Raw genomic sequence first — 22,424 nt, forward strand, 5'->3', positions numbered from 1 at the left:
ATTTGGTCATCTTATATATTAAGGCCTATATTAAAGCTTTAGCCCAGAAATACATAGTATCATAAAAAGGATTATTTTTAAAGTACTCTTTAAATCCAAGTTTTCTCTTATTATTCAGGATGTTTTAATAAACACCGGGTAAATTTCTTTAAATATTCTTTATAGCATTTGGACTTTATCTGTTGACATTGTTGCTAACATAATTTACAATGTTGCAAATGCATTTTTATACATTATTGTCCATATATTGACTATGGTCCCTTGTTATAAAAATCATAATCTAAATTTTAGATAGGAAGTAATATATGATAAAAAGTAGCTATAGCCATAATACTTGCATTTATAGCTCTAATTATATATTCACAATTTATTAGGCTGGTTATTATACAAACTAAGGAAGTGAAATGCATTACCTAGGATGCAACATATGAAGGAATAAAGGCTCAAGCAGAGATTATTAATAGCATTATTTTTGTTAAGTATACCTGTACTAAAAAGATTAAAAAATATGAATGTTGTTTTACTATTAAAAGGTGATGCATAATAGTTTATACATATTGTAATAACATCGGGTATAAGCTAGGTAATAAAAAATGACCATATATAATGGTCATTTTTTATCTTTATAAAATTCCTGCTATTTACATAATTCCTGCGGCATATTTCTCATTTGCTTCTTTAGCTCTTTGCTTTTTAGCTTTCCAGTCAGAGATTCTACCTTGATTTGATGATACACCCAGTATAATTAGCAAGAATAATCCGGTTGTAATTTCTCTAACAGTAGTAGAGAAACCTACTGCAATTAGACCGGTGTTTAACATCTTCATTGTAATTGCCTGTCCGATACGTTCTTCTAATTCAGTATCAAAGGTAGCTCCCCTTAACATAGAAACGGGAAAACAGGTGCTTTTACCTGTACCACATACAACCCCTCTTGGACCATCACAAAAAAGCATGGGATCAAGTCCAACCTCTTCAATCCCTCCAGCAGGATAAGGAATATAGTTATAATGTTTGCCCCCATTCATATCCTGAAGCATTTCTTCCAAACTAACTGTTCCACTCATTAAATGTACCTTTTGCTCTAAGGATAGTTTATCTACTATCTCCTTAGCCTTGTCAGTATAACTAAGACGGTAATTTTTTGTGCATTTCATATAAACCCTCTCCTTTTCTTTGTTATGGTTAACTATGTATAATATTTTAATAATTGTATTGCTTCCCTTTTGTTAAAATCTAAATACCCTTGTATTTTTTTATTTTTTTCTATAGGACGACCATTTTGCTTATACTCTGTAGGTGTCATGCCAGTTTCCTTCTTATATATTCGATAAAAAGTCTTACAATTTCCAAATCCACTTTCACATGCAATTACACTAATTGGTTTATCTGTGGTCGTAAGTAAATATTGAGCCCTTTCTAATTTTGTATTTACTATCAGCTCTTTCAAAGTTAAATTAGTATGGGATTTTAAAAATCTATATAGGGTTTTTTCACTCATCCCAATATAATGACACAATCTTTCGGTTATATTATCTTCCAAATAGTGCTGTTCAACATACTCAATGATTTTTAATAAAACATCTGATTCCTCTTCTAAAACCGACTTATTAGCATATTGCCTGATATCATAATGAACATATTCAAACAAATCTGCTACCAGTGCATATAAAAGCGCCTGCATTCGATATAAATTAGCTATGGACTTCCCATCAGATTCTAGACCTATTCGTGCCACGGTATTTATAAACTTGCAATATGGCGCTTTTGGTTTCAACTTCTCCTTAACACTATTTAAATAGAAACGGTAGACCTGATTTTTATCCTGCCAATTTTCAAATAGGGCTTTATTTAACTGAATAAATAAGCATATATTGTCTTGATTGGTCTTTTGCAAACCGTGTACCACTTTTGAATTAACCAATACAATATTTCCTTGATTCACTATGTATGTTTCTGGCCATATGCTCAAACAAACTGTGCATATTCCACAAAAACACAAAGACCATCCAATGGGATAATCCCATTGGATGGTCTTTGTACCTTCTATATTAATAGGCAGTCCATAAGCTAATTACCATACATCATGAAATCATAATGTTTTTATCATGTAGTGATTATCACGATATTTATTATCATGATATTATCTATTATTTTGCATCTTGATACTTTTCGTAATTCTTACCATAGATAAAAAGTATCAAAGAGGATACCGCACAAACTGACACACTAATAATCATAGTAAAAATGTTATTGCCTTTTATTCCATTTAATATAAGTATCAATCTAACTACTGACTCACATACAATCAATAACAAAAATAAAATTGCTGTTGCATAGAATTTGTTCTTAATTAGGGTATACATCTTAAAAATAACATAGGTCAGTATTCCTATAAATAGGGTAACTGGTACCCCAATTGTAATAGCCCATCTAGATGTATTAGTTAACAATTGTATTAGTAATAAATATCCTATGGTAGCAATTCCTCCAATGACTAAGGTATATTCCATTTTCCTGTCCTTTATATATAGAATAGGAAGTAATATTGCAAAAACTAGCACAAAGGCACCGATAGGATATAGGGCCCAATCTACTGAAGATGTAACCGCTAAATTTACTATCAAGCAAGTCACTGATGAAATTACTGCAACCAGTAGCATAATTATTGTGATTATTTTACGTGATTTTTCCTGATAACTTTTATCAGAATAGCTAACAGTCATATTTACCACCTCTTTAATACTATTTACATCCACCTTGTCTTCTTGAAAACGCTCTCCTTGGATAAGTTCCACTATTGAAACATCTAAAACATCTGCCAAAGCGGATAGTAAAGTAATATCTGGAAATGAAAGTCCCCGTTCCCATTTTGATACTGCTTTATCACTAACACCTACCGCCTCACCTAAGTCTTTTTGTGTAAGGCTTTGTTTTTTCCGCTCTTGTCTGATAAATGCTCCAACAGTCTCCATATTAATTTTTTCTGTCATAGGCTCTCCCCTTTTCCAAAGTATAGCACCCCAACTCTATATGAGCAATCTACGGGTGGTAGAATTCACTGTTTTTTGTATTTTATTAGCTATTCTCTCCTGGATAATGCACCTAATGCTAATATAAAGGCAATTATTCCCCATATAATAACAACACATAAGCTAACATATGAAAAATCCTCTAATCGAAATAATGAAGATCGTATTAAATTACTGGCAGGTACAAAGGGCAGCTTATGGTACACATAGGATAACCAATCCGGAAGCCTATCTGCAGGATAAGTTATCGGAGAAAAAAGCAGCCCACCTATCATTATTAATTGTGTTGCCAAAGCCATAGCATTAGGGGGTAACCAATAGGCAATTGAAAAACCGATACTTATCATTGTTACTTGAATTATTATTATGATAATGCAGCTTAAGGGATTGATATACATCTTTATATCAAATCTTAAGAATGCCGCAACACATCCCATTATAATTCCCGGTAAAGAAGCAATACTCCATATAATTATATCTGCCAGTAGAATACTTTTCCTAGAAACAGGAAGTGTTCTTTGATATTGGAACAAACCATTTTGCTTTGATTCACTGACTATTTGAGGAGCTAAGACACAGCCTACTGCAATGATTCCAAGGGTAAGTGCACCGGAAGATAAGTAAACTGCTGACACCGGGTCTATTTCAGGTATTATAAGTGCAAGACCATAAACTATGGCAAAGGCAAACAAAGCTTGCACTATACTAAAAGTTGGTATTAAGTATTTATGCCTTACAAGGCTCCATCGTATTAAGCCCCATAATTGAAGAAAGTATCGGCTAGGGCCTGCATGTATAATAGTTTGCTTATTCTTCATCCATCATACCTCCATATGAAACATCCAAGGATGTCGGTGATAATCTGTAGTTAACAATCTTACCTTCTTCAATCATTTTAAGCATCTGACAAATTGCAGCCGGAACCTGCTGGCTAGATAGGGCAAAAACAGCTTTTGCTTCCTTATCGTAGTACTTACTTTCAAGGGCATCTGGAGTAAATTCTCTCATAACACTACTATCATTGACCACAACAGTTAAAGTATTTGAGGCAAGCTGTTTTAAATCTGCTGTAGGAGCGTCTTTTATAAGGCGGCCTTTATTAAAAAGAAGAAATCTGTCAGCATATAATTCTACCTCCAGTAGATTATGGGTAACCACAATCACAATGTGACCATCCCTGGCTAATTTTTTCATATAATTCCAAACCAACTTTCGACGGACAGGATCTATATCATTAGTCGGTTCATCCAGTAATATAATCGGAGTAGGTGCTACCACAGCCATGGCAAAAGAAGTTAGACGTTGTAAGCCTCCCGATAGTTTATTTCCTACTTGATTGGCCCATTGCTTAATATCTAGCTCGGATAATATTTTCTCTGTCCTTTCTTTAACTTGCCTTCCGGTGATACAACGTAATCGTAAAATTGCTTCAACAGATTGTCGTATGGTAACCCCATTTAGAGGCGCATGAAATTGGGGCATCATGGAAACAAGCTCACGGGCTATTTTTGTATCTTTTACTAAGGAATATTCCTGATATCTTATGTCACCACTGTCAGGTTTTACAACCCCAACAATCTGGTTTAGCAAAGTTGTCTTTCCTGCACCATTATGGCCTATTACAGCTGCAACCTGGCCTGGATAAAAAGCGGTTGTAATATTATTATTGGCTTTTACCTTGCCCCGCTTATATTCTTTATTAATTGATTCAATCTTCAGATAATCACCGGTGCTAGAATTATTTTTCATTATAACCTCCCTCATATATGCTAAATATAAAAACAATAAATATTAATTTATATAATATCTTTGTCTAATAGGCCAGTGGTTTTATTTTAAATAATTAAATAAGCTTACTAAAAAGGGTATCAACCAAAAAATAATTAGTAACAAATCAATCATATACCCAAATACTTTGAGTACCTTCCATATATATAATTTTTTATTTTTAATATTACTTTCTAGATTAGATGTATCTAAATCTATTAAAGGGTCATCCAGTATTGTCATGGCTAAAAGATGCCCATCACAATTTCTATGAAAACCAAATTGCCATAGTATCTTCAACCATAGGATAGAGGCTCCGCTAACTATCATCCAGTTATCAAAAAACAGTCGGCACCATGATAAGCAAGCCAGTAGCAAAAGGTCAAAAATTACTCCTGCTGCTAGGGCCGTTATTCTTGAAGTAATAGTCCAAACCCAGATATGAGTCATAGGCACTACTGCAACTGCTTTTTTAAACAGTAACTTTATTCTACCGGCATTGTACTTCCATGTCCTTGCATAAACTATATGCATCAGTTCATGTAAAATAGAGGTAAGAAATATAAATGCCAGTAAGTAGATAATATTTATCCATAAAGGTGCTTCTTTTGAGATTATTTTATTGCCAATAGGAATACCCATATAAGGAATAAGTACTAGTACCAGTAAAATTGAAAGTATTCCAATTAAAATTATTCCATATCGTAAAATATTCCACCCTAGGCCAACTCCTTCCTCAGGTATAAGCTGACTAGAAGCATTTGAATCTGTAAAAAATCCACTATCCTTTAATATATTGACAGTTTCATGATTACATTCTTTTAAAAAGTCAGTATTCTGAGATAAACTGTTGGCTGTCTCCTCATCTACTACCAGAGGATCAGAATTAGCTGCAAGTATGACCCAATCTCCACCTTTTAATCTCCTAGAATATATGGGTTTTAATAAAAGTTTTGAAGCTATATAGATACACCTCCTATCACTAAGGAGTAGCTATACTACCCTTTTATTTTTTAAATTATAAAATACCCTTGGTATGTATATCTTTAAAAATAATGTTGCTTTCTATTAGAAAGACAACAAATTATTTTCTTTTTTGAATATAGTCATGTAAACGTAAGGTTGCGCTAATTATTGAATCATCAATTAAGGGTATATTAATACTTTCAAGTAAATTTTTCAAAAAGTACAATCTTTCTTCAAGCTCTTGTCGCGAAAAGCTAATTATATTTAGACCCAGCCACATATTCATCATCAAAGAAATAAACTCCGAGAGTTCCTTAGAATATTGTGTAGAAATAGATCCGTCCTTAATTCCTTCATCAATATATACTTTTAGATAATTAGCACTTTCATTTAGGGTAGATAAATACACATCTCCTATTAAACGGGGGCTTTCTAATAAGGCCTCTGCAGAGTATAAAATGGCATATCTCTCAAAATTCTGAAAGGATTTTAATATTTGTAATTTTATTTTCTCTAAACCTGTTTCCCCCTGCCAATTATCATACCAATTAGATTGCTCATCAGATACACCCAAACTCTCCATTACTTTTTCTAAAATATCCTGCTTTGATTTAAAATGATGATATATAACACCTTTAGTCAAGCCACCAAGATTATCTACTATATCCTGTATGGTTGTGTTATCATAACCCTTTATGTAAAAAAGCTCCCGGGCTACCTCTAAAATCTTCTTCTTAGTTTCCTCTGGATACTTATTTCTCGCCATGACCTTCACCTACAATTAAATTCTAAACTCTTTTATCAATACAGTGTATAATCTACGCCCATCTAAAAGCAATTAAACAACAAGTTTATTTCTTATCTTCGTAATACTTAAAGATTTCCCACTTATCAATATCTCCATTACCACATGTAGGACATTCATCTGCATACCTTGGCCAAGTAGGATGAGCAAAGGAGGATCCGTCCTCAAAATTAATCTCATACTGTGTTCCTAAACTTCTCGGCTCGGCATATCTTGTAATTACACGTACTGCTTCATCAACAATTGCTGCTGTAAGCTGATAAATAGCCGGAGCATAGGCAATAGTAGGGGGTGAAAACTCAATGTTTCTAAATGCTATAAACTGCTCATTAAATTGAGGATCTCTCATACTATAATGGAGATTCATACAATCAAAACATCCTGTTACACCAGGTATCACAGTAAAAACTCGACCTCTGCTCACTTGAGAGGCACCAAACACACATGGCACCTTAGCAGTAACAATTGCTTTGTTAACAATTCTTTGTGCAATAAAGGGAGGCTCGTCAATAGCACAAATCACCAAATCAACGCCACTTACATGCTCCAAAACATCTTCTGGTCTTATTATTTTTTTATTATAAGGTTCAATAATAATATTAGAGTTTATCTTTGCAATTGCATGGGCTGCCGCTTCTGCTTTGGGCTTACCTATATCTTCCTCAGTATATAATAACTGTCTTCCTAGATTTCCTTCTTCAACATTATCATAATCAATAATAATAATCTTCTTAGGTCCTAGACCTGCTAAGAGAGTCAGAATATTAGAACCGCCACCACCAAGACCTAAAAGAAGAATAGTTGAATTATTTAATAACTTCTGCGGCTGATAGCGATTCCCATTACTTCCGATATATCTACTAAAGTAATTAACATTAGGCATAAATCTCTTTGCTATATTACTTTCTTCATCATATAAGGCTTCTTCTATAAATCCTTCATTATCTAGTAACTCTATACCTTCCAAAATATCGTCATGGCTTAATTCAGGAAAGAGCTTCTGCATCTCTTTAATAACAATTTCAACCGGACGACCATTTAAACGTATGGCCAATTCCCATAACTGTCCATCTGGATCGGTAAATTCAGCAGTTATTCCAAGTTGGGCACCTATTCTAAATTCAGTTTTATTTAATCTATAAAGAGGGTAAATAGGTTTAATCCTAGGGTTTTTATATTTATTATTATTCATCTTCCATTCCTCACAAATTTCCTATGTATTTTAAGCATTTCCTGTTTTTAGCCGAGGCTACCGATAGGGCAACCTCGGCTAAAAATCAATTGATTATCTTAGAAGACAATCCACCAAACTGTAGCTTCAACCTTAACAGCTCTGCGCACCTTAATGTTTTTCATAATAGTACCTCCTTTACTTTATATGTAGAAAGGTTGGACTGCCTATCTCAACCCTTTCCCATCACAAGATTAAGATTATGGTATTTCATTACTTCTATTTCTATTTATTTCCTGTTTAATTCTATTATATACCAATTTTTTCTTGTGTCAAGCATTTTTTTACATAATAACTAGGTATTATACATATGCACAAAGTTTATTTAAAAATAGCATATTAATTGTTAAGATTAACATTCTTAAACACATAATTAAAATGATTTAAGCAAGCAATTTTAGTAAATAAAAAACACCTCCTAAGTAGATAAATAATGGTTGTTTCCACTTAAGAGGTCTATAATAAAAAACACAAAAAAGCGCTACATTTTGCAGCGCTTAAACCTGGGCTACTAGGATTCGAACCTAGAAATGCTGGAGTCAGAGTCCAGTGCCTTACCGTTTGGCGATAGCCCAATATTTACTTGTCTATGGTCTTATATCAATGCCACGAATGATATTATAACTCATCATATAACATTTTTCAAGCATTATTTTTATAAAATAATAAATATAATCTAGCATTTATTCTTCAGCTACATAGCTATTCTCCACTGTTATTACACAGTTTAATCTTGCATCACATTTCCTAACTTCTTCTATAATCTTAGTCAAAAGCTTTTGCTCTTTATCCGGAGTATAAGAAAAAGATACCACCAGATCAAATATTAGATTTATCTGATACTCTGTATTTACCACTCTAAAATCATGAATAGTTGCCTTATCATCAAGACGACCAATAATATCCTTTACCAATTTCTTTTTTTCCAGAACCGTCACATCATTAACCTCAATGGGATCCATATGGATTACCAAGAAAATATCCATTTTTTCAAGAACGTCTCTCTCTATCTGATCAATTGTCTCATGGGCTTGTTCAAAATTAATATCACAAGGTACCTCAACATGAATTGTAGCCATACGATGATTAGGGCCATAACTATGAATAATTAAATCATGGGTACCTACAATACCGGGATAACTTTCAACTAGATTTGTTATACTTTTATAAACTTCCCTATCTACTGCCTGTCCCAAAAGGGGTTCTAAAGTATCCTTAGCAATTTTAATACCTGCAATTATAACAAAGATAGATACTATAAGACCCATATAACCATCAATCTGCCAGCCTGTTAATCCTGCAATAATTGCAGAAACAACCGTAGCAGAAGTAACCATTACATCACCCATAGAATCAGCTGCGGTAGCTAACATTACAGAGGATTTAATCCTTTTGCCCAATTTCTTGTTAAATAGCATTAACCACAACTTGATGAATATAGAAAGACATAAAATACCTATAAGTACAAAATTAAATTTTACGCTTTCAGGGTTTAGTACTTTTAAAAATGAGTTTTTAAGTAAAGTTAATCCCACTTGAAGAATTATAAATGAAACAGCCAAAGCTGCCACATACTCTATTCTTCCATGGCCAAAAGGATGCTCCTTGTCTGCAGGCTTTCCTGCTAATTTCACCCCTATAAAACTTATTACACTAGAGGCAGCATCAGAAAGATTATTAAATGCATCGGCCATAACTGAAACACTGTTAATCAGAAAACCCACAATAATTTTTACAACAAACAATATAAGATTGCAAATAATACCTACTACACTGGATAAAATACCATAAGAGGTACGTACCCCCTGATCCTGTATATTTTCTTTGTTCTTAACAAATAACCTAACTAAAAGTTCTGTCAAAACCTTTGACTCCTTTCACAAATCTTTCACTGATAAAGAATCAACTTTTATAAGGCTCAGTTGGTACGTACCAAAATATATCCTTATAAATTCTATATTAACTCATTATTATAAGGCCAAACGGTATATCTGTTCCACATCTTTAGCCCTTAGTGGAACAAAACTACCCATTGTGCCATTTTCACCAAGACCAAGTTTTTCAACCATTAGAGGTATATCCTCTTCTTTTGCTCCCAGTTCCTTGAAAGTAATAGGCATTCCGATAGAAGTCAAGAACTGCTTAAATCTTTCTATTCCCTCTTTGGCGGTCTCTTCTGGATTTGCAAAATTCATTTCACAGCCCCATACCCTTACGGCAATCTGGGCAAAACGGTTTATATCATGTTTCATTACATAAGTCATCCATGCCGGAAATACTACCGCAAGTCCTGCTCCATGAGCCACGTCATAGAGGGCAGACAGTTCATGTTCAATACCATGGCTTGACCAATCTTGCTCCCTTCCTACTCCCACCAGATTATTATGGGCAACCATTCCGGCCCACATTATATTTGCCCTAGCCTCATAATTATTAGGATCTTTAATTACTCTGGGCACTTCTTTTATCATGGTTAAAAGTACAGCTTCGCATAGACGGTCTGTTATCTCCACTTCCTTAGTATTTGTAAAATATCTCTCAAATACATGGGCCATAATATCTGTTGCTCCGCATGCAGTCTGATAGGCAGGTAAGGTCTGGGTAAGTTCAGGATTAAGGATAGAAAATACCGGTCTTAAGGCCTCTCCTCCTGCTCCTCTTTTTAACATACCCTCTTCCTTGGTTATAACAGAATCTCCTGAGCCTTCACTACCGGCTGCTGCAATAGTTAATATTGTTCCCACCGGAAGGGCTTCTGTTACCGGTTTTCCCTCATAGAAATCCCAAAAGTCTCCCTCATATTTTACACCGGCTGCGATTGCTTTGGCAGAATCAATAACACTGCCTCCTCCAACCGCAAGAATAAAATCTACATTTTCCTTTCTACATAAATCAATTCCTTCATATACTAGGCCACTTCTTGGATTTGGCTTAACACCCCCAAGTTCAATAAATTCAATATTTTCTTTTTCTAAGGAGGCTTTTACTCTATCAAGAAGTCTGGATCTAATGGCTGAACCTCCACCGTAATGGATAAGTACCTTACTTCCACCAAATCTTTTAACATAATGGCCGGCTTCATTTTCAGTTTTTCTACCAAAAACAAAATAAGTAGGGCTATAAAAAGTAAAATTATTCATACTATCTCCTTCCTATAACTTTTCTATTTCAAGGTCATTAATATTTGCATGTTTATCATAACCTTTTTAAAGTATTAATTCCATGTTATATTTTATAATTTATAATTTTTATTCATATTATTAAGTAGATTAAATCTCTATTAGAAATATTAGAATATCTTGTAATTTATTGACACAATTTTCACCTATATTATAATTATTTATACTAATAATAATACCACATAAGGCCAAATAAAATTTTATACAAGAAAGGTTGGATTAATATGATTATTACCACTACACCTTCTGTTGAAGGCAAGGAAATTGAAGCTTACTTAGACATAGTATTTGGTGAAGTAATTTCCGGAGTAAATTTTTTAAAAGACTTTAAAGCCGGTTTATCAAATTTCTTCGGAGGTAGATCCAGTTCATATGAAGATGAGTTGATTCATGCCAGACAACAAGCCATAGCGGAAATGAAACAGCGTGCAGCTGCATTAGGAGCCAATGCAATAGTGGGCGTAGATATAGACTATGAAGTTCTTGGCAGCGACAATGGCATGCTTATGGTTACAGCATCCGGAACAGCTGTGTGTGTTAAATAACACACACAGCTGTTTTTAATTTTAATATCCCAATTTACTCTTATAGAGTCAAAACAATCATTACAACACATAATACTGTAAATAATATGGATCCAAAATTTAAAAAATAATCCTTATCCATTACTAAAGGAGCCCCGGGCTTATTAAACTTTATGCGCTTAAAATTTCTAATAAAAATTATTGCACCTATAACAATTGAGGCAAATACCCAAATAGAAATCAGCCCCATGCCCACCATATTTTCACTGGCAATAATTAAAGGAACTATACCTGAACCAATAAAGTTTATCATAATATGTAATAAAATAGCGTATTTTATAGTATTAGTATTTATGGTTATATAGGCAAAAATCATACCCAATACTGATGCATAAAAATATTGGGATAAATTCATATGGAATAAACCAAAAGCCAGACCGGTAAATAAAATAGCAGGTAAGTCACCAAATCTACGGACTTTATCTAATAAGATTTTTCTAAAAATTATTTCCTCTACAATAGGCCCTATAATACACATATAAAGAATTCTAATAAACAAATTACTACTGTTAATAATTACTTCTAGAGCATCTGCCGTATCTAAATAGTTATCATTTATCAAAAATCCAACAAAGGTTCCTAGAAAATTGGACAAGTACATAGCTGCAGAACATACCATAAAATATTTTAAAAATTTACCTATCGATAAGCTTACTACCTCTCCCCTATCTGAATTAGGTAAGCCCTTCATTAAAAGATAGAATACAGGTAAACCAACACCTATCATTGGTATTGCTATTGTACTTATTAGATACCAACTAGATTCAGTAAATGCGGGGAAAAATTTTGAAATTATTGCCGTAATAATTACTTGTGCTATAATGATAGCAATTGCCATTATGGATAGACTTAATCCACATCTTAGCAATATTTTTTTATTTCGTTTTCTAATTTGTTCATCCGGCTGCATTTTTTTATATGATCTTGCTTTATATAATGTATCATCATAATTTTTTTGCTGATACTCATTTTGACTATAGGAAGTTTCTTCATTCTGACTTAAATCCATGTCATTTAACATGGTTTCCTTTTCTTCATCCATATTATTAATCCTCCTATTTATAGTTATTATCATTTGCTAAGACCATAATCCAATAATTTAATAGAATCATTCCATCTACCTGAAGAATCGGATTTCATTACCACGCTTAATACTTGCTTATCGTCCTTTTTAGCTAAAGAAATAAGACATTTTCCTGCCATTGTAGTTGTACCTGTCTTTAAGCCGATACAATAAGAATAATACAATCCACTGTCTTTTCTAATTAAAGCATTGGTATTTCTCCATGTTACTTCTGTTCCATCTAAAAATTTATTGGTCGAGCTGGATTGTTTACATACCTCAACAATGGTCTTATTACGGGCTGCTGCAATTCCTATCATACCCATATCATAGGCTGTTGTATATTGTCCCAATGCATCATATCCATCAGGAGTCTTAAAGCATGAATTAACAGCCCCTAACCCTTTTGCTTTTTTATTCATTAATCTTATAAATTCAGGTACAGACTCATCTATGCCTGCCTTTTTATTTCCTAAAGACTTTTTACCTACATATGCCGCTAGTACATAAGCAGCATCATTACCTGATGGAAGAAGCATTCCCTCTATTAGATTCCTAATAGTTAGAACTTGTCCCTTTCTAAGATTAGCCACTGTAGAATCCGAAGCAACTAAATCCAATTCATCTCCCACAGTTACTTTCTCATCTTGAGTACATAACTCTAATGACACCAGAGCCGTTAATAACTTGGCCGTACTGGCCGGAAATACCGGTACTACAGGATCTTTATAATATAATACTCTTTTTGTGTTTACATCAATTAATATAGCTGATTTTGCATTTATATCTAAAGAGGGATTCTTAATATCTAATGCCTTCTTTATATTAGAGTCTATAACCATTTCAGGAATGTACTTCATGTAATCTACCTGACTGCTATCCCCAATTAAATCAGGTAATTCTGCTACATTATCCCCCAAGGTCTCTTCCGAGTCTGTTTTGTCATCTTCATCATTTTCTTCTGAATTCTTAGGATCTTCCTTATCCTCTGGCTCATCTTTATTTGAAGAATCTACTTCTTCAGTTTTATTTTTATTATCATTTCTGGCATCAGCATAAGCTTTTTCATCTTCTATAATAGCATCAATGGATTTATCTGAATCTTTTTTATTATCTTCTTTCAGATGGGCTTGTTCAGAATTTAGATATGCCTGTTGACGCATCAAAAACATTGTTCCATAGAACATTCCAGATGTAATAACACATGATAATAAGAGAAGCCCCAACACACTTTTCTTCTTCATTATTATTTCTCCTTATGTTTGTTCGATCTTCTACGACAATGTATAATTCTCCTTTTCAGATACAGAAGTAACCTTAATATCTCTAAAGAGAATTAAAGGACGTTATAATAGTAATATTTTAACGTCCCCCTTTTTACTTCTTATTGTAATAGTTATAACCAAAGATTGCAAGGAATATCCTTAAATTTAAAACAAAAAATTAGTAAAAATCAATACTAACTTTTCCAATACCCCCATTCACCTTCATAGTGTGTATTGCTTCATAATTATCTTTATATTCGGAACTTATTTTTTCCCCATTAATTCTTACAGCACCAATACCTGATTCAATCTTAAAAGCATAATCTTGCCTCTTACCCTTTATCTTCAAACTGATACTGCCGATGCCACATTCAAACTCCGAATTTCCAAGGATAATTCCATCCATATATAATTTTCCTAATCCGCTATCAAACTTAACATCTGTAAAATTCACATCTGTAAAATCTAAATTGCCAACACCGCCATTAATTTCAACTGATTCTGCATATAAATTTAGTCCCTTTATATTGCCTACTCCGGCATCGATTATAAGTTGTTTTGTATTTAAATTTTCAAGGGTAACCTGCCCGGCCCCGCTATCAATTTTTATTTTTTCTGCCAGAAAATTCTCAGGTACATATACAGTTATACTGGAATCTCTTTTAAAGATACCAAAATCAAGCCAGGAAATCTTTTTATCCTTAATTATTAAGGTTCCGTTTATTACTTCTGCTTTAAAATCCTTTGATACATTAGAAGCTTCAACCTTAAAATTGCTGCCGCTTGTTAATCTTAACTTTCCATATCTATTAACTATATCCAGCTGTTCTACATTACTAAAATCCATGCCATAGTCTACCCCTTCTTCATAATTACTATCAACAGCAAATATAATCGCCGAAACAAATCCCACAATAGCCGTAATAATACCAACCGTTAATAAGATTGCAAATGCCATAGCTAAATATTTTATTACTTTTTGAAATGTATTCATCTAATATCTATCCCCCCAAACATAGTGGTGGAATTAATGTAAATAGTATAATCACTTGGTTCTCCATTATAAACGGCTTTATTGCTTACCCCTCCAAAAACAGGAATATTGTTTATCTTTACCTGTACTCCTTTGGGAAGATAAATATCAATTCCTCCAAAGATAGCCGTTGCGGAAATTTCAACATCACAAGTAATTATGGCATCCCTTAAGTCTAGTGCAATCCCACCAAATATTGCATTTAAACTTGTTCCCATAAATTGATCATCAATTTTTATATTATTGCTTGCAAAGATTGCATTATATTCTTTTCTATTTATATTATGAAAATTTTCCTGTCCTTCAACATGTACGGTATTATCAAATCTAATTGTTTTTTTAAATACTTCCTGGAAAATAATTTTTAATCCTATACTTATAAGTATAATAGGTACAATTAATCTCCAATAATTAATATTAAAGCTCACATATCGGGAAGCAAAAAGCATAGCCCCTATAATTAAGCCCGTAATGGCACCTATATTGAAACCGTTTTGAATAAGGCTTAGTAAGCAAGGAATAATTATAAACAAAGTCCACCAACCAGGAAAAAACAAGGTAAAATCCCATAGTTGCATAGCATCTCCGGCGATTCCTACCCCAACTACTATAAATATAATTCCCCATATTAAATTAGATAATTTATTTCTCATGACGCCACCTTCCTACCCTATGTTATCAATTACCAATATTTATAAGCATCATAAACCAATATTAATAAATTTGCAATAAAAAGCTTTATAAATTCAAAAAACTGTATCCTTGCAAGCTTTAACACCTACTAGAATACAGTTTATTAATCAATTATCAAATTATGCTAATTTAGACTTGGCCACTTCAGTAAGCTCCTTAAAGCCTTCTGCATCATTGATAGCCATTTCTGAAAGCATCTTTCTATTTATTTCAACATTAGCCAGTTTTAAGCCGTGCATTAATCTGCTATAAGATAAGCCATTCATTCTGGCTGCAGCATTGATTCTTACAATCCATAGAGATCTCATATCTCTTTTTCTTTGCTTTCTGCCTGCAAAAGATGAAGCCAAGGCTCTCATTACTGATTGTTTTGCTACTCTATATTGTTTTGATCTGGCTCCTCTATAGCCTTTTGCCAGCTTCAATACACGATTATGTTTCTTTCTAGCGTTTAATCCGCCTTTAACTCTTGCCATTTTTTATCCCTCCTTATCACCAATCTCTATAGATATGGTAATATTTTCTTCATGTTCTTTACATTTGTTGCATCAGTAATAGTTGCTTTTCTAAGATTTCTCTTTCTTTTAGAGGTTTTTTTCGTTAAAATATGGCTCTTGTAAGCCTTCATTCTCTTAAGTTTACCGGTTCCTGTTTTCTTAAAACGCTTCGCTGCCGCTCTGTTTGTTTTTAATTTTGGCATTATGCTTCCTCCTTAAATATTTATACAGCCTGTTCCTGCATTTTTGCAGACTAACTAATAGCTGTTTTAACTATTTTAACGTTTTTCTGATAAGAACATAGTCATATTTCGTCCTTCGAGCTTTGCAGGTTTATCAATTACAGCAATATCTTCAAGCTTAGAATAGAAATTATCTAAGATAACTTTTGAAGAAGATGTATGTGCCATCTCTCTTCCGCGGAAACGTAAGGTAACTTTCACCTTATCACCCTTACTAATAAATTTACGGGCCATATTGGCTTTAGTATTCAAATCGTTCTCATCAATATTAGGAGAGAATCGAATTTCTTTCACCTCAGTAGTCTTCTGCTTCTTCTTAGCTTCCTTTTCTTTTCTTGTTTGCTCATATCTGAACTTACCATAATCGATAATTTTACATACCGGTGGCTTTGCTGAAGGAGCAATTTTAACCAAATCTAAATTTGCTTCCCTAGCCAGCTTTAAAGCCTCTTTTGCTGACATGATTCCCAGCTGCTCACCATCCTCATTAATAAGGCGGACTTCCTTATCTCTGATCTGTTCATTAATCATTAAATCGCTAATAGTACTACACCTCCATAGGTTATATAACATTTACAGTTTCCGTTATCCAAACTTTGAATTTATATAATAATAAAAGGTGGATAACATAGATTATCCACCTGCTTATACCTAATATCATTCCCGATTGGAACAATATATAATATTGCCAATTATATATATAATTATATACACTATTCTTCGGCAAAATTTATATTAACCCGGTCACAGTAAATGTTGAAATTTACGCTATGGGTGAGAGATGGATACTCTTCTTTTATATATGAAATTATTACAGCTTTGATATTGTATCATATAGATACCGGTATGTCAATGCCAATTTTTACTGGTTTTTAAAAATTATATTAATTTTATATTAATAAACCATGGTCTTTTTTGTGAATTTATCAATAGATTTGGAAATGGCTGTACCTATAATACCACTGACAATTATCTCAGCTATGGCATTAACACCTGCCATTGCTATAATCAATACAAATACATTACCTGTATTAAAGCTCTCTTGTGCAATCTTTTGTATTTCCGGTGTATTAAAAAAGAAAATCATCAAAGTAGTCATAAATAATACGGTGTTTAATATAGACCCTGCTATACTTGTTATTACATAGCTTAATAACTTAGTTTTATCAAATCTTTTCAAAGCCTGAAAAATTAATGCCGTTAACCAGCCCATTAATACTCTAGGTACCATACAGGTGATAAAAATTCCTATGGGATTAATTCCTAATAACATTGCTCCAAAGGGATCAAATCCAAAGCATTGGGCAAAACTAGATAAACCAAATACTGTACCAAGAATCGCACCACCTACAGGTCCTAAGGTAATAGCTCCGATAATAACCGGTATCCCAATTATTGTAATGGATAAGCCCGTCGGTAATTTGATGTAACCTATTGGAGTAAAAGCCAAAAGCAAGATTATAGCTGTAAAAAGTGCCAATTGTACCATCTGTAATGTACGGGTTTTTGATATTGTTTTCATAATATCCTCCTTTCAATTTTGACCATAGCTTGAAATCATGGGTCTATAGGTAGGATTTACTTAAAAACAGTTTTTATAGCTGTATAAGTAAATACTGTCCGGTTTACTTTCCGTCCGATTATGGTACGGATAATTACCGGATAAAATTATTTTGTATTACAATTATATAATATTTTTTCAACAAAGCAAGATGTTTTATTTATTGTTTAAATCCCCTAGGTTTCGAGCAAAAAGAAAAATTCCTGCAAATAGGAATATAGCTCCTATAAGAATTGCCGCCCATATTGAAATATAAGTACCAAAATTAAATATTCTTATTAAAAAACCCAAGCCATTAATAAATACATGAAGCAGTATAGGTACATATAATGACCGGGTTTTTTCATATACATAACCCAAAATCAAACCAATTCCAAAGGCATATAGTCCTTGTATTATATTCCAATGGTAAATTCCAAATACCAAGGCCTGAATAAGATTAGCTGAGTAAAATGAAAGTCCATACCGTAATCTGTTAAATAAAATACCTCGAAGTATTAATTCTTCAATTATTGGTGCAAGTATTATTACATATACAGCAACAATTACGGTATCTGCAACAAAGATAGAGCTAATCGTTTCTTCGTAATTGGCAAATAAGTTTGCAAACAAAGGCCTAATTAGGGATAATATTCCCGACACAAAAAACTGACAACCCAGAGCAATCATAAGGTAAATGCCTATATGTTTTAAAGAGAATATTTTTCTAAAATCTACAGCTGCCTCCACATGGCCCATATATTTTTTGTACCATAGATAGAAAAGTAGACAAGCTGTCATAACAGCCATTACCATAAGACAGTAGTCTATCTGGGAATTAACTTCCTGAAGTCCTGTTATAAGAATAAATATACCTGTAAAAAATGTATATATCAAAGATACTATAAAAAATGCTGTATAAGCCATTAAAAGTCCTTGCACAATAATTAAAGTTCGTTTCATTATTACCCTCGTTTCTAACTAACATATTTTCCAGGAATATTAAATATAAGAGGCTGCCTCATAATATACTAGCATAAACTAGAGGCAACCTCGGATTAATATTTAAATTTCTATGGGTTAGATAATAAGGTTTTTAGCCAAGAATAACCTCTACTTCATGAAGTTTTCCGTCTCCAAATAGTGGCAAGATATTACCTGATATTTCCTTATTATCCACCGTAATCTTAGACACACCACAGGATACATGATTAGGATTTTTAACAGTTATTCTATATGTATCTCCACGATATTGTCTTGTTACGGTATAACCGTCCCACCCCTTAGGTATTGATGGATCTACAATCAATCCGTCAAAATCAGGCTTTATTCCCAGGATATATTGGGATATGGCTACAAAATTCCATGAAGCTGTTCCGGTCAGCCAAGAGTTCTTTGCTTCTCCAAAACGGCTTGCATCTTTACCGGCTATCATCTGGGAATATACATAAGGTTCCATCCGATGAATTTCAGAGCGTTCCTCTGTATAGGCCGGTGCAATTCTTGTATAATAATCAAATGCTTTATCACCTCTACCCACAATAGCCTCTGCTGCCATAATCCATGCATTGTTATGACAGAAGATACCGGCATTTTCCTTATATCCCGCAGGATAAGTAGAAATTTCACCGTATTCAATATAGTATTTGGTATAAGCAGGATTAAGAAGTACTAAACCATACTTAGTAGCCAGACGCTCTTCTACCGCATCTAAGGCCTGTATGGCCCTACCGTCTTCTAAGCCACAGCGTCCCATAATGCATAGACCCTGGGACTCTATAAAGATCTTACCTTCTTCATTCTCATGGCTTCCCACCTTCCTGCCAAAATCGTCATAGGCACGAACAAACCATGAACCATCCCAACCGTGTTCCATAATGACTTCACGCATTTTTCTAACTTCAGCAAAAGCCCGATTAGCTTCCTCTTTATTACCCACCTTTTCCATAAGTCTGGCATATTCCTCACCTATATAACAGAACATTCCGGCAATCATCACCGATTCTGCCACCCTACCATCCTTACTTGTGGTGGTTTGGAAGGATTCTCCCGGTTCCGATGAGAAGCAATTAAGATTTAAGCAATCATTCCAGTCAGCTCTTCCTATCAGAGGAAGTCCGTGGGGTCCTAAATTATTAAGTACATGATCAAAAGATCTCTTTAAATGATCAGATAAAGGCTTACTTTTTGATTCATCATTATCATAAGGAGTCATTACATCCAGTATAGAATAATCACCTGTTTCCTTTATGTAGGATACGGTAGATAATATCAACCACAAAGGATCATCGTTAAAATTACCGCCGATTTCATTATTACCCTTCTTGGTAAGGGGCTGATACTGATGATATGCTCCCCCATCTTCTAATTGGGTGGAAGCAAGGTCGATAATTCTTTCCCTGGCCCTATCCGGCACCTGATGAACAAATCCCAGAATATCCTGGTTAGAATCCCTAAAGCCCATACCCCTTCCTATACCGGATTCAAAATATGAAGCACTTCTTGAAAGATTAAAGGTAACCATACACTGATACTGATTCCATATATTAACCATCCGGTTAAGCTTATCATCATGGGAATCAAGAATATACTTGGATAATAACTGATCCCAATAGTCTGCCAAGTCATCTAAAGCCCTGTCCACTGCTTCTATAGTTGAAAATGTCTGAATCATTTCCTTTGCTTTCTTTTTATTAATTATATTTTTCCCTTCCCATTTATCATCAGGATCATTTTCAATATAACCTAATAGAAAGACTAATTCCTTAGTCTCACCGGGCTTCAAATTAATCTCAAGACAATGGGAAGCAATTGGATGCCATCCGTCAGCAATGGAGTTGGTGGGCTCTCCCTTAAATACAGCATCCGGATTATGAAAACCGTTATAAGTTCCCATAAAACTTTCTCTATCAGAATCAAATCCATATATAGGAGCATTAACAGAGAAGAAAGCATAATGGTTTCTTCTTTCTTTATACTCCGTCTTATGATATATTACTGAGTCCTCAACTTCAACTTCGCCTGTATTATAATTTCTTTGGAAGTTTGTCATATCATCTAAGGCATTCCATAGGCACCACTCTACAAAGGAAAAAAGTTTTATATTTTTTTCCACATTAGACTTGTTATTTATTACTACTTTATGTACCTCAGCATTGGTATTAAGCGGAACAAAATATGTAATACTGGTTTTTATTCCATTTAGCTCCCCCAAAATTTTTGTATAGCCCATACCATGTCTGCATTCATAATTATCCAAATCTTTCTTTACCGGTGCCCATCCCGGTGACCAAACTTCTTCTCCATCATTGATGTAGTAATACTTTCCGCCACCCAAATCCAAGGGTACATTATTATAGCGATAACGGGTAATTCTTCTAAGTCTCGCATCCTTGTAAAAACTATAGCCGCCGGCTGTATTTGAGATTAATGAAAAAAACTCCTGTGATCCCAAATAGTTTATCCAGGGATATGGGGTCTGCGGATTTGTTATTACATACTCACGATTTAAATCATCAAAAAAACCGTATTTCATTAAGTTAATCCTCCTTAAAGTTATTTATACCCACCAGTATTCCTATTATATTATACATACTTTGGTATTTCAATAAGCAGTATCTTATTTAGTAGCCATATATTTTACATACTTTTAGTATTTAAATATTACTTATTTTAATGAATATATTTTTAGATAATTTTAATAAGTATTTTCTTTTTTTCCTGACAAGCTTATGGTACACTATACTGTAGCCATAGACGATATATACAAATATAATTTAATATAATTACAATGATATGGAGGTTATTATGCCAAAAAAAACAAGGCTGGATGAAGATGCTACAATATATCAGCCAAGACAAGAACAATCAGAAAAAGAAAAACTAAAGGATATGTCCTGGGAAAAGAGAATATCTTATATATGGGAATATTACAAATTGCACGGACTTCTGATAATATTAGGGATTGCCTTTATATCCTATACAATATATACATTTACAAAACCAAAAATCGATACCAAATTATATGCTGCAATCATTAACAATCCTATAAATACTGATGTTTGGGATGAATATGAAAGCAAAATGACAGAATATTTAAAGCTTGATACTAAAACAGAAAATGTTTATTTTAACTATAACTTTTATTATAACGGACCTGCTGATTTAGCTGTAAATATGCGCCAGGTATTTGCTGCTCAATTAGTAACAGCTGACATAGATCTTGTTATTGCACCCCTTTCGGAATTTGCTACCAATGTGGAGGTTGGAATTTTCGATCCACTGTCTGATCAGCTGCCTACTGATTTATATAGTTCTCTTACGGACAAGTTTTATCTTTCAGGTACTGAGGAAAATCCTAAGGTTGCTGCCTATGGCATATATTTAAAAGACACTAAATTATTTAAGGAGTATTCACAAACCAGTGATGATGATCCTTTTTTAATAGGAATTGTTAGAAATTCTACTAATAAAGATAATGCCGTGAAATTTATAAGATATATCTTTAATGAAAAATAATATAGAAAA

22 protein-coding genes and 1 tRNA gene are annotated in these 22,424 nt (G+C 33.5%); 2 read left to right on the forward strand and 21 right to left on the reverse strand.

The genetic code is table 11. From position 1 onward, the window contains the following. Positions 1 to 641: 641 nt before the first annotated feature. The 11 genes from SD1D_RS12500 to SD1D_RS10440 form a co-directional block, all read right to left on the reverse strand. Positions 642 to 1,157 carry a hypothetical protein gene (locus SD1D_RS12500; RefSeq protein ID WP_058258855.1) on the reverse strand — a complete coding sequence of 172 codons (516 nt, stop codon included), beginning with the start codon at positions 1,155 to 1,157 and terminating at the stop codon, positions 642 to 644. Between the two features lie 32 nt (positions 1,158 to 1,189). Then, complete coding sequence (locus SD1D_RS10395; protein WP_058258856.1) at positions 1,190 to 1,924, reverse strand: helix-turn-helix domain-containing protein; 735 nt, start codon at positions 1,922 to 1,924, stop codon at positions 1,190 to 1,192. 226 nt (positions 1,925 to 2,150) lie between these two features. Further along, positions 2,151 to 2,993 carry a helix-turn-helix domain-containing protein gene (locus SD1D_RS10400; protein WP_058258857.1) on the reverse strand — a complete coding sequence of 281 codons (843 nt, stop codon included), beginning with the start codon at positions 2,991 to 2,993 and terminating at the stop codon, positions 2,151 to 2,153. A gap of 89 nt (positions 2,994 to 3,082) precedes the next feature. Then, entirely contained in the window at positions 3,083 to 3,850 is a 768-nt protein-coding gene (locus tag SD1D_RS10405; protein ID WP_058258858.1) for an ABC transporter permease, read from the reverse strand. Further along, positions 3,840 to 4,781 (reverse strand): ABC transporter ATP-binding protein, encoded by a 942-nt coding sequence (locus tag SD1D_RS10410; protein WP_058258859.1) that lies wholly within the window; start codon positions 4,779 to 4,781, stop codon positions 3,840 to 3,842. Before SD1D_RS10410 ends, SD1D_RS10405 begins: the two co-directional genes overlap by 11 nt. Before the next feature lie 81 nt (positions 4,782 to 4,862). Then, a complete protein-coding gene (locus SD1D_RS10415; RefSeq protein ID WP_058258860.1) occupies positions 4,863 to 5,441 on the reverse strand; it encodes a hypothetical protein in 579 nt (192 codons plus the stop codon). A 442-nt stretch (positions 5,442 to 5,883) separates the two neighbouring features. Beyond that, positions 5,884 to 6,531 carry a TetR/AcrR family transcriptional regulator gene (locus tag SD1D_RS10420; protein WP_058258861.1) on the reverse strand — a complete coding sequence of 216 codons (648 nt, stop codon included), beginning with the start codon at positions 6,529 to 6,531 and terminating at the stop codon, positions 5,884 to 5,886. 85 nt (positions 6,532 to 6,616) lie between these two features. Continuing rightward, positions 6,617 to 7,762, reverse strand: a complete 1,146-nt coding sequence (locus SD1D_RS10425; protein WP_058258862.1) for a ThiF family adenylyltransferase — start codon at positions 7,760 to 7,762, stop codon at positions 6,617 to 6,619. 542 nt (positions 7,763 to 8,304) lie between these two features. Continuing rightward, positions 8,305 to 8,376 (reverse strand) — tRNA-Gln (locus SD1D_RS10430). A gap of 108 nt (positions 8,377 to 8,484) precedes the next feature. Further along, complete coding sequence (locus SD1D_RS10435) at positions 8,485 to 9,663, reverse strand: cation diffusion facilitator family transporter (protein WP_058258863.1); 1,179 nt, start codon at positions 9,661 to 9,663, stop codon at positions 8,485 to 8,487. Between the two features lie 108 nt (positions 9,664 to 9,771). Continuing rightward, on the reverse strand, positions 9,772 to 10,941 hold the full coding sequence (locus SD1D_RS10440; protein ID WP_058258864.1) for an iron-containing alcohol dehydrogenase: 1,170 nt from the start codon (positions 10,939 to 10,941) through the stop codon (positions 9,772 to 9,774). Positions 10,942 to 11,204: 263 nt separating this feature from the next. On the opposite strand from SD1D_RS10440, the gene SD1D_RS10445 reads away from it, so the two are divergent. Beyond that, positions 11,205 to 11,525, forward strand: a complete 321-nt coding sequence (locus tag SD1D_RS10445; RefSeq protein ID WP_058258865.1) for a putative heavy metal-binding protein — start codon at positions 11,205 to 11,207, stop codon at positions 11,523 to 11,525. A gap of 40 nt (positions 11,526 to 11,565) precedes the next feature. On the opposite strand, the gene SD1D_RS10450 is transcribed toward SD1D_RS10445, so the two are convergent. From SD1D_RS10450 to SD1D_RS10495, 10 genes are all read right to left on the reverse strand, one after another. Continuing rightward, positions 11,566 to 12,606, reverse strand: a complete 1,041-nt coding sequence (locus tag SD1D_RS10450) for a CPBP family intramembrane glutamic endopeptidase (RefSeq protein ID WP_058258866.1) — start codon at positions 12,604 to 12,606, stop codon at positions 11,566 to 11,568. Between the two features lie 29 nt (positions 12,607 to 12,635). After that, positions 12,636 to 13,871 carry a D-alanyl-D-alanine carboxypeptidase family protein gene (locus SD1D_RS10455; protein WP_058258867.1) on the reverse strand — a complete coding sequence of 412 codons (1,236 nt, stop codon included), beginning with the start codon at positions 13,869 to 13,871 and terminating at the stop codon, positions 12,636 to 12,638. A 199-nt stretch (positions 13,872 to 14,070) separates the two neighbouring features. Next, the gene (locus SD1D_RS10460) at positions 14,071 to 14,886 is read right to left on the reverse strand and encodes a DUF4097 family beta strand repeat-containing protein (RefSeq protein ID WP_058258868.1); all 816 of its coding nucleotides are present in this window, start codon (positions 14,884 to 14,886) and stop codon (positions 14,071 to 14,073) included. Then, the gene (locus SD1D_RS10465; RefSeq protein WP_058258869.1) at positions 14,883 to 15,578 is read right to left on the reverse strand and encodes a LiaF transmembrane domain-containing protein; all 696 of its coding nucleotides are present in this window, start codon (positions 15,576 to 15,578) and stop codon (positions 14,883 to 14,885) included. Before SD1D_RS10465 ends, SD1D_RS10460 begins: the two co-directional genes overlap by 4 nt. Before the next feature lie 159 nt (positions 15,579 to 15,737). Then, positions 15,738 to 16,094 carry a 50S ribosomal protein L20 gene (rplT, locus tag SD1D_RS10470; RefSeq protein ID WP_058258870.1) on the reverse strand — a complete coding sequence of 119 codons (357 nt, stop codon included), beginning with the start codon at positions 16,092 to 16,094 and terminating at the stop codon, positions 15,738 to 15,740. A gap of 26 nt (positions 16,095 to 16,120) precedes the next feature. After that, on the reverse strand, positions 16,121 to 16,318 hold the full coding sequence (gene rpmI / locus SD1D_RS10475) for a 50S ribosomal protein L35 (RefSeq protein ID WP_058258871.1): 198 nt from the start codon (positions 16,316 to 16,318) through the stop codon (positions 16,121 to 16,123). Positions 16,319 to 16,393: 75 nt separating this feature from the next. Beyond that, positions 16,394 to 16,888 (reverse strand): translation initiation factor IF-3, encoded by a 495-nt coding sequence (gene infC, locus SD1D_RS10480; protein WP_058258872.1) that lies wholly within the window; start codon positions 16,886 to 16,888, stop codon positions 16,394 to 16,396. 364 nt (positions 16,889 to 17,252) lie between these two features. After that, positions 17,253 to 17,879 (reverse strand): ECF transporter S component, encoded by a 627-nt coding sequence (locus SD1D_RS10485; RefSeq protein ID WP_058258873.1) that lies wholly within the window; start codon positions 17,877 to 17,879, stop codon positions 17,253 to 17,255. Between the two features lie 195 nt (positions 17,880 to 18,074). Next, entirely contained in the window at positions 18,075 to 18,860 is a 786-nt protein-coding gene (locus tag SD1D_RS10490) for a CPBP family intramembrane glutamic endopeptidase (protein WP_058258874.1), read from the reverse strand. 133 nt (positions 18,861 to 18,993) lie between these two features. After that, positions 18,994 to 21,432, reverse strand: a complete 2,439-nt coding sequence (locus SD1D_RS10495) for a GH36-type glycosyl hydrolase domain-containing protein (RefSeq protein ID WP_058258875.1) — start codon at positions 21,430 to 21,432, stop codon at positions 18,994 to 18,996. Positions 21,433 to 21,704: 272 nt separating this feature from the next. Between SD1D_RS10495 and SD1D_RS10500 the strand changes: the two genes are divergently transcribed. Beyond that, on the forward strand, positions 21,705 to 22,415 hold the full coding sequence (locus SD1D_RS10500; RefSeq protein ID WP_058258876.1) for a hypothetical protein: 711 nt from the start codon (positions 21,705 to 21,707) through the stop codon (positions 22,413 to 22,415). Positions 22,416 to 22,424: the final 9 nt, after the last annotated feature.

It is taken from the genome of Herbinix luporum (genome assembly GCF_900070325.1).
GTDB lineage: Bacteria > Bacillota > Clostridia > Lachnospirales > Lachnospiraceae > Mobilitalea > Mobilitalea luporum.